The sequence below is a fragment of the Microcoleus sp. PH2017_28_MFU_U_A genome, assembly GCF_020738035.1.
Lineage (GTDB): Bacteria > Cyanobacteriota > Cyanobacteriia > Cyanobacteriales > Microcoleaceae > Microcoleus.
The window spans coordinates 25,707-39,207 of the sequence record NZ_JAEQCX010000072.1 but is presented as its reverse complement, the minus strand read 5'-3'; the positions used below and the strand labels follow the sequence as shown (position 1 = coordinate 39,207).

The 13,501-nt window shown below is 44.0% G+C and carries 12 protein-coding genes; 9 read left to right on the top strand and 3 right to left on the bottom strand.

Translation table 11 applies throughout. The features are described from left to right. Positions 1-63: 63 nt before the first annotated feature. Both JGK14_RS17890 and JGK14_RS17885 read right to left on the bottom strand, forming a co-directional pair. The gene (locus JGK14_RS17890) at positions 64-480 is read right to left on the bottom strand and encodes a hypothetical protein (RefSeq protein ID WP_293177742.1); all 417 of its coding nucleotides are present in this window, start codon (positions 478-480) and stop codon (positions 64-66) included. Positions 481-558: 78 nt separating this feature from the next. Then, the gene (locus JGK14_RS17885; RefSeq protein ID WP_293177739.1) at positions 559-861 is read right to left on the bottom strand and encodes a hypothetical protein; all 303 of its coding nucleotides are present in this window, start codon (positions 859-861) and stop codon (positions 559-561) included. 144 nt (positions 862-1,005) lie between these two features. Between JGK14_RS17885 and JGK14_RS17880 the strand changes: the two genes are divergently transcribed. The 3 genes from JGK14_RS17880 (at position 1,006) to JGK14_RS17870 (ending at position 3,091) form a co-directional block, all read left to right on the top strand. Then, a complete protein-coding gene (locus JGK14_RS17880) occupies positions 1,006-1,470 on the top strand; it encodes a YqhA family protein (RefSeq protein WP_293220018.1) in 465 nt (154 codons plus the stop codon). Between the two features lie 198 nt (positions 1,471-1,668). Further along, positions 1,669-1,911: a ChaB family protein gene (locus tag JGK14_RS17875; protein WP_293190017.1), complete on the top strand. Its 243-nt coding sequence runs from the start codon at positions 1,669-1,671 to the stop codon at positions 1,909-1,911. A gap of 460 nt (positions 1,912-2,371) precedes the next feature. Beyond that, on the top strand, positions 2,372-3,091 hold the full coding sequence (locus JGK14_RS17870) for a methyltransferase (RefSeq protein WP_293177730.1): 720 nt from the start codon (positions 2,372-2,374) through the stop codon (positions 3,089-3,091). 123 nt (positions 3,092-3,214) lie between these two features. Here the strand turns inward: JGK14_RS17870 and JGK14_RS17865 are convergent, their stop codons facing one another. Continuing rightward, a complete protein-coding gene (locus tag JGK14_RS17865; RefSeq protein WP_293220024.1) occupies positions 3,215-4,315 on the bottom strand; it encodes an iron-containing redox enzyme family protein in 1,101 nt (366 codons plus the stop codon). A gap of 11 nt (positions 4,316-4,326) precedes the next feature. On the opposite strand from JGK14_RS17865, the gene JGK14_RS17860 reads away from it, so the two are divergent. The 6 genes from JGK14_RS17860 to JGK14_RS17835 all read left to right on the top strand — a co-directional run bounded on the left by JGK14_RS17860 (position 4,327) and on the right by JGK14_RS17835 (position 13,500). Then, on the top strand, positions 4,327-4,458 hold the full coding sequence (locus tag JGK14_RS17860) for a hypothetical protein (protein WP_293190023.1): 132 nt from the start codon (positions 4,327-4,329) through the stop codon (positions 4,456-4,458). Positions 4,459-4,624: 166 nt separating this feature from the next. Then, positions 4,625-5,185 carry a Uma2 family endonuclease gene (locus JGK14_RS17855; RefSeq protein ID WP_293190025.1) on the top strand — a complete coding sequence of 187 codons (561 nt, stop codon included), beginning with the start codon at positions 4,625-4,627 and terminating at the stop codon, positions 5,183-5,185. A gap of 336 nt (positions 5,186-5,521) precedes the next feature. Beyond that, on the top strand, positions 5,522-6,580 hold the full coding sequence (locus JGK14_RS17850; RefSeq protein ID WP_325315331.1) for a potassium channel family protein: 1,059 nt from the start codon (positions 5,522-5,524) through the stop codon (positions 6,578-6,580). A gap of 450 nt (positions 6,581-7,030) precedes the next feature. Then, positions 7,031-10,315: a BPTD_3080 family restriction endonuclease gene (locus JGK14_RS17845; RefSeq protein WP_293214201.1), complete on the top strand. Its 3,285-nt coding sequence runs from the start codon at positions 7,031-7,033 to the stop codon at positions 10,313-10,315. Then, complete coding sequence (locus JGK14_RS17840; RefSeq protein ID WP_293177715.1) at positions 10,299-10,706, top strand: DUF5615 family PIN-like protein; 408 nt, start codon at positions 10,299-10,301, stop codon at positions 10,704-10,706. Before JGK14_RS17845 ends, JGK14_RS17840 begins: the two co-directional genes overlap by 17 nt. Next, positions 10,699-13,500 carry a site-specific DNA-methyltransferase gene (locus JGK14_RS17835; protein WP_325315330.1) on the top strand — a complete coding sequence of 934 codons (2,802 nt, stop codon included), beginning with the start codon at positions 10,699-10,701 and terminating at the stop codon, positions 13,498-13,500. The genes JGK14_RS17840 and JGK14_RS17835 overlap by 8 nt, the downstream gene beginning before the upstream one ends. Position 13,501: the final 1 nt, after the last annotated feature.

Below are 13,501 nucleotides of genomic sequence, written 5' to 3'. Positions count from 1 at the left end.
TGTGGGATGGGCTTCTAGCCCGTCCCAAAATTTGGTTAAAAGGATTTTTGCAAGAGGTCTATTCTAGTTGCTGGGGCTATTGCGAGTGTTGCTAGGGCCGCCGGCATCGTTATTGTTGCTGGGGACAGTAGAGTCGAAAGGACGGCCGCCCGGATTGGTATTGTTGTTCGGATCGCTCACAGGAGCTTCCGAAGAACGATCGGGATTGTTATTGTTGCTGGGGCTATTTGTAGAGTCCGAAGGACTGCCCCCCAAATCGTTAGTGTAGTTCGGATTAGTCGAGTCAAAAGGACGGCCGCCGGGATTGGTATTGTTGTTGGCGTCGATCGCAATCAAGCCCGCAGAATTAGAATTGTTCGAGTCGTTAGTCTGGCGGTTCAATTCTGCGAATCCGGGCACGGCGAGCAAGGAACTAACGCCGGCAATTCCGGCAACAGTAACCAATTTTACGAACAAATTTTGGCGATTTGGTGAAGTCATGAATTTCTAAGCCTCTATGTTTTCAAGTTTTCAATAGTACGCGCGTGCGAATCTATCCCGAGCGTGAATCGCCCGAAACTACCGACGAACCGACGCTGCATCGTCTTTTTTGCGAAACAAGTTGAGCAAACCTAACGCGCCCAAGGCACCCAGCCAGCCCAGATTGTTGGGGCGATCGCGCCGATCGCTCAAAACTCCAGAATTAGTCTCAGTCGGCGCCGAAGTTGTACCGCTGGTACCGGTTGTACCTGTCGTACCGCTAGTACCCGTGCCTGCACCGCCTCCCGACTGGGCAGAAGCAGGCACTGCTAAGGAAACCGTTGCTAAACCTAAAGTACAAGCCCCTGCTAAAACAACTTTCAACAATTTAGAAGATTTCATGGTTATGCTTGCTTTTGCCTTGTAGAGTCCTGCGATCGCTTTTGATTGCAAAACCTTATGGTCAAATTGACAACGGAACGTACAACTCTTTTCATATTCGCTACGGGATAATGAAGGTAAGAGAGCAAATTTAGTCCCGTTCCCTTGATTGTTTTTCCAATTGAAACTTACCCCACAGCCTCAATAGTTTCTAAGCTATTACCTTTGGTCTACGGCGCGCTGGAAACAGTCGCTACCATCGGCCACATTCTAACTACAGGAGCGGTTTCCAGCGAAAACTCCAAACAACTGATTCTGTCCTTGATCGAAGTTGTAGATTTGTTTCTGTTAGCCACAGTATTTTACATTACTGCCCTCGGACTTTACGAGCTGTTCATTGACGAGCGCATAAAAGTACCCCACTGGCTGGAAATTCACAGCATCGAGGATCTCAAAACCAAGCTCACCAGCGTGATCGTCGTTGTATTGAGCGTATTGTTTCTCGCTGAGGTAGTTAGGTGGAAGGGCGATCCGAACATCCTTCCCTTGGGAGGGAGTATCGGTTTAGTAATCGCTTCGCTGACGTATTTTCTAAGTTCGCAGGTGAAAAAGCCGAAGTCAGATTTATAGCTGTGCGATCGGGTAAATTACCCAAATTCCGTGCCACCAGCAACGGCAAGCAAGTTCCTTTTTCTGAAACTAATAAATTTAAGATTACATCGGTCTTCGGACTGAGATAAATGCTGTCTTAAATTTGCTTTTAGAGAGAGGAAGGTAGTTGTTTATTCTATATAAAATAGCATTTATGTTAAAAAAAAGGAGACCATTATGCCAGAACAACAATTTGACACATTACCTTCAGAAGCACAAGAACTACCCCAAGGAGCGCAGAATATTTTTAAAGCGGCTTTTAAGAGCGCTAGCGAAGATGGAATGAGCCAAGATGCTGCTACTCGCGTTGCTTGGAACAGCGTAAAATCAGAGTATGTTCAAGGCGACGGTGGCACGTGGCATCACAAGGGCGACGATACTAACCAAACCCGCAAATCTGTACAGTCTGGTGGCAATTAGTCATCAGTCATCAGTCATGACTCAGAAGTGCGAGCGTCCCCGCTCGCGAACGTTATCAGTTCTATCGTGTCCGCTAAAATAACCTCGATCGGGTTTGAGCGTTGGGACTTGAGTCATCTCTCGTCTGATGAGGAATGAATTCCCAACGATCGAACCAATATGATTGAGGTTCGATCGTTTGGAATTAAGTCCGCATTTTCCGAGGAATTAAGTCCGCATTTTCCGAGTAATTCAAAAAGGTGAGGTATGACTGACAGGTTATATAACCACTGAAACCAAGAGGGCCCAAGCCCAACAACGTACCTCATCTTTCTGAGAACCGCTATAATAAGCATTGACGATCGCAGCAGATAAAATAGCAAGAGAGAGATTTAAAAAGTTTATAAATAGCTCTTGCGACAGATGGCTTCACAATTATTTATTAGATAACTTTAAAAAAGTAAACTTTGTTACAGAATTTATGCTCACTTCATCCCATCCTCTAAAACAGGTATTTCATTGCCCTGAAGAATCTGATTTTTACTCGCACTGCTTGGAAAGTTTAGTGTTAGATACCGCTGACAATTCTCGACTTATAGTAGAATTTGGTTCCGGAGAGGGAAGTCCAGTTATTAAGTCTTTGGTCAGAACTAATTTTGACGGAAAAATACAAGGATTTGAGTTAAATAAGGTTGCGTCGAAAATTGCTGAGTCTCAAATTAAGCAATATCAACTGAGCGAACAATACACTGTCCAAAATTGCTCTTTTTTTGATTCGCCTTTATATCAGTCGGCGAATTGTATAATTTCAAATCCGCCTTACTTGCCGGCGGCGGATGACAAGCTCTATCAGCCGCTGTTGCACGGCGGGACTGATGGTTCTACAATTGCTAAAAAACTTTTATCTTTGGGCTGCGACAAAGTTTTGCTGATGGTTTCGAGCTATTCTAATCCTGTGGGTTTGATCGATGATGCCTTGGATCGAGGCTACTCGGTGGCGAATTTTGAGATTGCACCTCTAACTTTTGGCTATTACAGTTCGGAACCGAAGGTGAAAAGCGCGATCGCCAATCTGCAAAAACAGGGCATGGCTTTTTATTCGGAAAATATCTATCTGCTGGCGGGAGTTTTGTTTCAGAAGCAGCAAAAGTCGCCCAGAGATTTGTCGATCGAGCTAATTCAGTTAATGACAGCCTTGTAAAATACAGCACGGATCGATCGTTCGTTGTTTTATCGGTGGGGGCGGGTTGATTAGATTGTGGGTTGAGTGGCAATTATTGTCTGTGAACCCGCCCCCACCCAACGGCAAATCCCCATCTACGTGTCAATTGTGTTCTGCTGCTTGGATCGATCGCACTACAGCCAACGCAGCCCGATCGCCGATCGACTTCTCTTGATCGTAGCCCAACACCAATTCCCACCCATCCTGCGGGTATTTGTCAACCAGCGGGATCGCCACCTCATCAAGCATCCAGCGCCCGTGACGCTCATCTTCTCGGATGTGGAGTTCCCAATAACCCATCGCAGCCTGGGACAACCCCAGGCGCTGCGCGGCGCCTAGATAATTGCGGTAAGCGACGGGCCCAGCCACCTCAAAATAAGTGAGTCCGCCGTTGTAGCGCAGAAAGTGGCGCTTGCGTTCGGTAAGCAGGAAGTTGTGGTTGATGCTGGAGAGCACTTCCCAAGGTACTAAATCGAAATACGCCTCCGGTTCTGTGCTCATCCCGAATTCTGCCATCATTTGGGCAAAATAGGTCGAGTGCTTGCGGGGTAAGCGACCGCCGCCGTATTCTTCGATCAGCACCCGCGTCAGGGTTGACTGAATTTCGTTGCCTGCCCCGCCGAGGATGCGGGAAAGACGGCTGGCTTCCACTAAACCGTCGAAGGAGGCGATCGCCAGCAGGTGTCTGTATCCCGCTGCTGTCATCTCTTCTCGCAGGTAGCGATCGATCTCAGACAGCGGAGGATCGACATCGACGGCTGCACGATCGCGCAGGGCTTGCTTGACATTCTCGATGTTTTGCACGGCTGCAACGTCGATTTGGGCGATTTCCCACTGCTGCCAAGGTTCTTCGATGCGATCGCGCACAGAACGCAAATAGTGCGATCGTTCGTTGTTGTAGCGGCGCAAATCGTCGTACCAAAACAAGTTGAGGCGGTTGATGCGGTACAGTACGCGCTGCAAGAAACGGTGCGCGGCCTCATCGCCCTCCGGTTGCTGATATGCCGATCGCAGCGCCACGGCGATCGCGCTTTCAAAATCGCTAACAAGTAACGGTTTTGCAGCCACCGTCTTGTCTAAATCATCCACTAGCAGCAAATTGACAAATTGGCGATCGGCTGCTTCGTAATTTGGAAGTGCGGGTTGCTTTTTAGGAAGACTCGGCGAGTCAATTTTGGGGAGTAAATCTGCGGTATTTTGCATGGAATCAAGTTATGTTAACTCAGATTATTGTGCAGCCTGCCAAAACAGCCAACCGTTGCAGATTGCTGAATATTTTGGCTGCTTATTTTCAAGATACCGAATCATTCAGCCGGACACACCTTTCTATTGATAGATATTTGTGAGTTTCCCTTCTTCTCTCCTCTTCTTTCCTCTTCTTTCGTGTCCTTCGCGCCTTCGCGGTTCGTCAAAAACAAATCCCACCAAAGTTATAATTTTTTATAACCCCTGTTAATATAGCTATGTTTCGATCGACTATAATCTAAGAACTAATTAGAGGAACGGTAAGTTATGGCTGTGCAGTTGCTCAAAAGACTTTTCACAGTAGAAGAATACCATCTGATGGGTAAAGCTGGGATTCTTTCGGAGGGCGATCGCCTAGAATTGATAGAAGGAGAACTTGTTGAAATGGCCGCTATTGGAACTCGTCATGCTTCCTCTGTGAGGCGCTTAGCCAGACTGTGCAGCCAAATTCCCGAAAATTTGGCTACTTTTGACGTGCAGAACCCCGTTCAGTTGAGCGATCGCACTGAGCCGCAACCTGATATAGTATTGCTGCAACCTCGCGCCGATTACTATTCAACCGCCCACCCCCTCCCATCGGAAGTTTTACTATTAATAGAAGTAGCTGACACTTCCATAGACTATGACAGAGATGTGAAACTTCCTATTTATGCCCGATCGCAAATTCAGGAAGTCTGGATAGTCAATTTACAGGAAAACTGCTTGGAAGTTTACCGCCAGCCGACTGTTAACGGTTACAGTTTAATGCTGAGGTTTTGGCGGGGCGATCGAGTGTCGCCGCTGGCTTTTCCCGAATTTGTAGTTAGTGTGGATTTGGCGATCGGCTAAATCAGGATTATACCATTTTAGATTTGAGATTTGAGATTTGGGAATGACTTAGTGGATATGGGTTTTAAGTTTGCTTGCAGTTGCATTATTTTTTGAATTCAGGATTATTTGCATTCTAGGCGAGCGCGAAAATACTCCTCATAAAAATTGCAGATCGCACTGCAATAATTGCCGCTCGCCAATTCCAGCAACCGCCACCTCTGCGACGGGATTGAAAGTCGATCGGGCGATTTGAGATTGTAGATTGTAGATTTACTCCGAGGAACCGGGTTTCTGCCTAAGTCTTGATATGCTTAAATTTGGTAGCAGGTAATAAATAATAGGTCAGGGCGATCGGTGTATTCAACTTTAGAGCAAAAGTACCAGCGCCTGCAAAAACAGTTAACGGGCGGCATCATCGCCCTTGGCGGCATTTTCTGCACGGGTACTCTTTGGTATTGGCTGGTGGAAAAATGGCCTTTGCTCGATGCCGCTTACATGACTGTATTTACTTTAGCAACTGTCGGCTACGGTGAAATTCACCCCCTCGGAAGACGCGGGCGAATGTTTACCATGTGCCTGATTTTGATGGGCGTGATGGTGATTGGTTATATCGTCAACCGCTTTACAGAAGCGCTGATTCAAGGATATTTTCAAGAAGGAGCAAGAATTAGGCAGCAGCGGCGTTTGGTGGATTCTTTGATCGAACATTACATTCTTTGCGGTTTCGGGCGCACGGGGCGACAGATTGCCTTGGAATTTGAGGCAGAAAATATTCCTTTTGTGGTGGTAGATTCGGCGCTACAGTCGGTGCAGGCTGCTTTGGCGTTGGGGTACACGGCGGTGCAGGGAGACGCGACACTCGATGAAATTTTGTTGAATGTGGGGATCGATCGCGCAATTTGCATAGTAGCAGCTTTGCCGTCGGATGCTGAGAATTTGTACACTGTGCTGTCGGCGAAAACTCTGAATCCGAAGGTACGGGCGATCGCCCGCGCCACCACAGAAGAAGCCGTAAAGAAGTTGCAGCGGGGCGGCGCCGATGCCGTCGTATCCCCCTACATTACGGGCGGCAAACGGATGGCAGCGGCTGCTTTGCGCCCTCAGGTGATGGATTTTTTAGACGGCGTATTGACGGGTACGGATAGTTCTTTTTATATGGAAGAATTTCTGGTAGATCCGAATAGTTGTGTCTACGTCGGAGAAACTTTGAGAAATGCCAAATTGCGATCGCAATCCGGGGCATTAGTGTTAGCAATTCGACGGGCTGGCGGCACTTTGATTGTCGGGCCAACTGGAGAAACTGCGATCGAAGGAGGAGATACGCTCATTTGTTTGGGTACTGCCGAACAATTGCGCGCCCTCAATCAAATCCTCAGCCCCCTAAGTTTTCGCATCCCCCGCCCTCCGAACTAATACAATGTGGGGTTTCTCGTGAGGAATGCCAGTCCTCTTTTGGGGCGGTTTCGACAGGCGAAGGAGTTAACGCCGACGATCCTTGGGGAAGTTGGTGGGGTTGGGAGGTGCGATCGCTTTGGCAGATTTCACCTACGCAGGTTGGGAATGTCCCAATTGTGGGCCCAGGTTTAAGATTTCTGCTTTGTGGGTGCATGGCTGGTGTCAGCACTGTTTTATGAGGTTTGGGCAGATGAGCAATTTCCAGAAGTCCATCATTTTAGATAATATTTTATGTAGATATATAAATATAAGTAACTTATTTTCAGTTAAAATATAGATAAAAGGATGATTTATGATGGTAGTCTATTTGGAGGGAATTTGCTCTGACCTTGGGACAATTGGTTAGGGAATAAGGAATTCTCTATCATTGGCGATCGCTATGTCCATATAACAAGTATCAGGAAATAGATGAATCAAGTTGTCATTGAAAATCCTATTATTAACTCTGCCTTCTTGGAACCCAAGTACCACTTTCGCTTTGACGATGATGGTATTACCGATGAAATTCTCGAAGAGCGTCGCATCAGCCATTATTTTATCCCGATCGCCCAACCGAAGAAAAAAAGCAAGCAGTTTCAACAACTAGAGCTAAATCTAGGTGAATGGACACAAGACAGAGTAGCAGAAAACAAGTTTATTAACCAAATTCGCGATCGCGTTAGCCTGTGGAGACGTGGCGGCTATCTCTACGTTACCCCTACCACTAAAAAATTGTTGGCATATTGGACTAACCCCGATCGCGAACGTAAATTATATTTTTGCCAAATAGAAGCTTTAGAGACAGTTATCTATATCACCGAAGTTGCAAAAAAGTGCGGCGATAACTGGATTGAGAATCAACTCCGACAATTCAATGAAGATGCGAACCCGCTGCTGTTCCGCATGGCCTGTAAAATGGCGACAGGAAGCGGTAAAACAGTAGTCATGTCAATGCTGATGGCGTGGCATACTCTTAATAAAGCCGCCAACCCTCAGAACAATAAATTTAGCGATGCTTTCTTAGTAGTAGCGCCAGGAATTACCGTGCGCGATCGCCTGCGGGTACTCCAACCTAATGATGCTGAAAATTACTACAAAAAACTTGACCTAGTACCACCAGATTTAATCCCAGAATTAGAAAAAGCTAAAATTGTTATTACTAACTATCATGCCTTTAAACTGCGAGAACTTAATTCAGCAGCTCGGTTAACTAAAGATATTCTCGCCCAAGGACAAAAAAGTGCTTTCACTGAAACCCCAGACCAAATGGTAAGGCGAGTTTGCAAAGGTTTAGGAAACAAGAAAAACATTATCGTGATTAATGATGAAGCTCACCACTGTTACCGTCGTCGCGTTGGTGATGACGATGCCAAGCTCAAAGGTGATGACCGCAAAGAAGCAGAAAAACGCAACGATCAGGCACAACTTTGGATTTCTGGCATTGAAGCTATAAAGTCAAAAATTGGGGTCAAAGTAGTTTATGACTTGTCAGCTACACCGTTCTTTTTAAAAGGTTCTGGCTATCAAGAAGGCAATCTATTTCCTTGGGTAGTTTCTGACTTTTCCTTGATTGATGCGATCGAATCAGGCATTGTCAAAATTCCCCGCGTTCCCGTATCTGACGACAACATGAAAGGCGAATTGCCTGCTTATCGCAGTATTTGGCCATTAATTCGCGATCAACTCCCCAAGAAAGGACGCAGTACCCAAGATGAAAGTAAATCATCACCCGAACCAAAACTTCCTAAAGAGTTAGAGGGAGCCTTAGAAAGTCTCTATAGTAACTACAAAAAAGCTTTTGAATTATGGGAACAGGACACAGAAGCTACTGACAGAGGACAAACACCGCCTGTATTTATCGTTGTTTGTAATAATACCAATGTCTCTAAATTAGTTTATGACTATATTGCTGGCTGGGATACTGGCAAAAAATATCCTGATGGTAGACCTGTTTTAGCTCCCGGTAAACTACCATTATTTAGTAACGTCCAAAACGAAAACTGGACAGCTAGACCTAACACGATTCTGGTAGACAGCGAACAACTAGAATCAGGCGAGGCGATGAGTGCTGAATTCAAAAAAATTACAGCACAGGAGATTGAAGAATTTAAAGCCGAATATCGACAAAGATATCCAGGTAAAGATCCCGAAAAAATCACACCAGAAGAGTTACTGCGCGAAGTATTAAATACCGTTGGTAAACCCGGAAAACTGGGGGAACACATTCGCTGTGTAGTCTCTGTTTCTATGTTGACTGAAGGATGGGATGCTAGTACCGTCACCCACATTTTAGGGTTAAGAGCTTTTGGCACTCAGTTGTTGTGCGAACAAGTTGTTGGACGGGGACTGCGACGGATTAACTATGCAGTGAATAAAGAGGGAATGTATGAACCCGAATATGCCGAAGTTTACGGTATTCCCTTTGCTTTTATCCCCTGTGCAGGTTCTAATAAAACACCCAAGCGGGGAACACTCCCTACCCGTGTTCGAGCTTTAGCAGAACGAAATGAATCTGAAATTACTTTCCCTCGATTGACGGGTTATCGCTACGACATTAGTAGGGGCAAATTAACAGCTAATTTTACAGATGTTTGTCAATATGTTATCTCTACGGCTGATTTGCCTACTCTTACAGTCAATGCTCCGATTGTTGGTCAATCCAGTATTCATACATTGGATCAATTGAAATCCCACAGAGAACAGGAAGTCGCTTTTTTGTTGGCAAAACTAACTTTAGAAAAGTATTTTCGATGGGATGGGAATCAGAAACCAGAAAAAACTACAATACATTTTTTTGATGCAGATGTACAAGCTTGGTTGTTTCCCCAAGTTTTGCAAATAACTAAACAGTGGCTCAAAGAATGTGTCCGTTACAAAGACAATACCTATCCTCAGTTGTTAATGCTGACTGAATTTGCCCACGATGCGACAGACAAGATTTATCATGCCATTGTGGAAGGAGAGTTGCGAAAATCTTTAAAGCCAATTCTCCGCCCCTATGATACTTTTGGTTCGACTCGCTATGTAGACTTTGACACCGCCCGTGCGGTTTATACGACTAACCCTCATAAATGTCATGTTTCTCATGTGGTACTCGATAGTAATTGGGAATCAAAGATGGTGCAATCCTTAGAACAAATGAATGAGGTTGTCTCCTATGTAAAAAATCACAATTTAGGCTTTACTATTCCCTATACTCTCAATGGGGAACAGAGAAATTATTTGCCTGATTTTATTGTGCGAATTAATGATGGGCAAAAAGAACTACTGAATTTAATTTTGGAAGTATCGGGGGAAGCGAGAAAGGACAAAGCCGCTAAGGTGGCGACTGCTAGAACTCTTTGGATACCAGCAGTAAAAAATCACGGGGGATTAGGGCGTTGGGATTTCTTAGAAATATCCGATCCTTGGAATGCCGAAAAATCTATTCGGATGTATTTGTCTAAGCAGACAGCACAAACGGATACGAATATTAGTACCATTCAAAAAACCGCTGGTGTCTGTGGAGGTAACGCTAGGATACGCAATACACGCATTCCTGTCTGGACAATTATTTCTTTTTACAAACTGGGGGCATCCGATGAGGAAATACTGAGGAATTATCCGGGGTTAACTCCCGCAGATTTAAGATTAGCTTCGTCATACTACGAACAGCATCAAACAGAAATCGATCGAGTAATTGCTGCCCAGGATGACGATGATGAAGATAGCTAGGCTTTACTCTAACGAAAATTTCCCCCTAGATATCGTCAACAAACTTCGTTATCTCGGACATGATGTGTTGACATCCTATGACGCAAAACAGGCTAATCAAGGAATTCCCGATGATGATGTTCTCAAGTTTGCCCATCAACAAGAGCGGGCTGTGATTACGCTCAATAGGCAGGATTTTATTGAACTACACAAGCTTGTCAAAGAACACAGTGGAATTATCCTCTGTAAAGAATGTCAAGGAGATTTTGATTATGAACAACAAGCCTTAAAAATTCATGAATTGATTTTAGATTTCAGTGAATTGAAGTCTCGATTGTTTCGAGTACAAAAGCAGAATGTCAAAGGCTGTAAAATTCAAACATTTATCTATAAGGAAATAACTAATGCCTAGGAAAAAGAATGACAAATCTACACCTATTGATAGTGTGAAACATCAGGATAAACGGGCTAATATTCCTACTGAAGAGTTGCGTGATTTTATGGCTGACGACGAGAAAAAACCTCAAAAAGTTCTCTATCCCCGCGATCCATCTTTAGATCCGCAGTTGGTGTGGCAGGGGAAAGACGAACAGGACAGTCAGGATTTAGAAGTGCCTGCTGTGCCGATTTATATTCAGGAGAAAATACACCCCCATGCGATTATTGAGGATTTTAAGAAGCAGGTTAAGAAAGAACAGCCAGCGGAACAATTAAGTTTATTTAGTGATTTCAATGGGTTAGAGTTTGACCAATTAATTGACTTTTATCAGCATAAGGATGGGGTGAAGTGGGCTAACCGGATGATTCTGGGTGATTCGCTGTTGGTGATGAATTCATTGGCGGAGAAGGAGGGTTTAAAGGGTAAAGTGCAGATGATTTATCTTGACCCGCCCTATGGGATTAAGTTTGGTTCTAATTGGCAGGTTTCGACTCGGAAGCGCGATGTTAAAGATGGGAAGGCTGAAGAAGTAACAAGGCAACCGGAACAGGTGAAAGCGTTTCGGGATACTTGGGAGTTAGGGATTCATTCTTATTTGAGTTATTTACGCGATCGGTTGGTTGTAGCAAGAGAGTTATTGACGGAAACTGGTAGTATCTTTGTGCAGATTGGGGATGACAATGTGCATTTGGTTCGGTGTTTGATGGATGAGGTTTTTGGGAGCGAAAACTTTATTACTCAAATTTCTGCTACTACTAAAGTTTCTCTAGGAAGTAAATACATCGCTGGGGTTCAAGATTATATTATTTGGTACTCCAAAAACAAAGAAAGTGTTAAATATAGACAGCTCTATGAAGAAAAAAATTTAGTAAGCAATTCTGAATTTACTCTAGCACAGGATATTGATGGTAATCATCAGAGATTAACAACTGAAGACAAGCAGGAAAAAAGTCATATTAGCGATAACTTAAAAATTTTTCAACGCATCGATTTACTTGCGACTGGTTGGGGAGCTAGTACAAATTTTCCTATTGATTATCAAGGCGAAAAATTTTATCCATTAAGGGGCAAAAGCTGGAAAACGCATTTGCCAGGAATACAAAGATTAAAATTAGCTAACCGAATAATTAAACTAGGTGGATATCTTAGATATAAATCTTTTTTTGATGATTACCCTGTTAGCCAAATTACAAATGTTTGGGCAAAAACGGCTGGTGGTTTCTCGGAAAGCAAAGTTTATGTAGTTCAAACAAATCCCAAAATAATTGAAAACTGTCTTTTAATGACTACAGATCCCGGTGATTTAGTATTAGATCCAACCTGCGGATCTGGAACCACAGCGTATGTTGCCGAACAATGGGGAAGACGTTGGATTACCATCGACACAAGCCGTGTTGCTTTAGCACTAGCTAGAACTCGCCTCATGTCTGCTAAATATCCCTACTACTTCCTAGCAGATTCCCCTGACGGCATCCAGAAAGAAGCGGAAATCACTAAACAACTGCCATCAACACAACCTAAGACAGACAACGCAATCAAAAAAGGCTTTGTTTATAAGCGCGTTCCTCATGTTACATTGGGATCAATCGCCAATAATCCAGAAATTGATACTATCCATGCCAAATGGCAGTTACAACTAGAACCAGTTCGCACTCAATTAAACCAGTTACTCAAAAAATCCTGGGAAGAATGGGAAATTCCCAGAGAATCCGATGCTAAATGGTCAGACGAAGCTAAAGAATTAATAGCTAAATGGTGGCAACTCAGGCAACAACGGCAGGAAGAAATCGATGAATCTATTGCCCGTAATGCGGATACGGAACTACTCTATGACAAACCTTATGAAAACAATAAACGCATTCGGATAACTGGCCCGTTTACTGTCGAAAGTCTTTCACCTCACCGCATTCTTTCTACTGATGAAGCATACCCAGCCTCAGAACAGGAAGGCGTTACCCAAGCATCAGATCAATTTGAAGTCAGAATCATTGACAACCTGAAAAGGGCAGGAATCCAAAATACTTTAAAAAATCAACGCCTCAAGTTTGAAAATTTAGAGTATTTAGAATCTCATGCGGGTACTTACATTCATGCTGTAGGCGAGTACGCAGAAAGCGATGAAACCATCAAGCGGGTAGCAGTCCACATCGGGCCAGAATACGGCACTGTCAGCGTTGATGATATCAAAGAAGCTGCCAAAGAAGCTGTTAAAGGCTTGGGGAATGATGTATTAATTGTCTGCGGTTTTGCCTTTGAACCTAATGTTAATGAAGAAGCAAAACGTTATGGCAAATTGCAAGTTTTAATCACTCGCATGAATCCTGATTTGTTACTGGGTGATGAACTGCTCAAGAAAACAGGGGCTGGTAATTTATTTATGGTATTTGGCGAACCAGATATTGAGTTAAAACGCCAAAATGGTCAGCTAGTAGTCACCTTAAAAGGTTTAGATATTTACGATCCCACTACAGGAGAAATTCGCAGCAGTTCGCCTGATGATATTGCTTGTTGGTTTATTGACACTGACTACAATGAGGAAAGCTTTTTTGTGCGTCATGCCTATTTTACAGGTGCTAACCAACCTTATGAAAAATTAAAGCGGGCGCTGAAAGCAGAAATTGATGAAGATGCTTGGAGTCAGATGTATTCTACTACTAGCCGTCCTTTTGATTCTCCCAAAGGCAAGAATGGTAAATCGGGAAAGATTGCGGTTAAGGTGATTAACCACTACGGGGATGAAGTGTTAAAAGTGTATGAAAGTCTTTAGA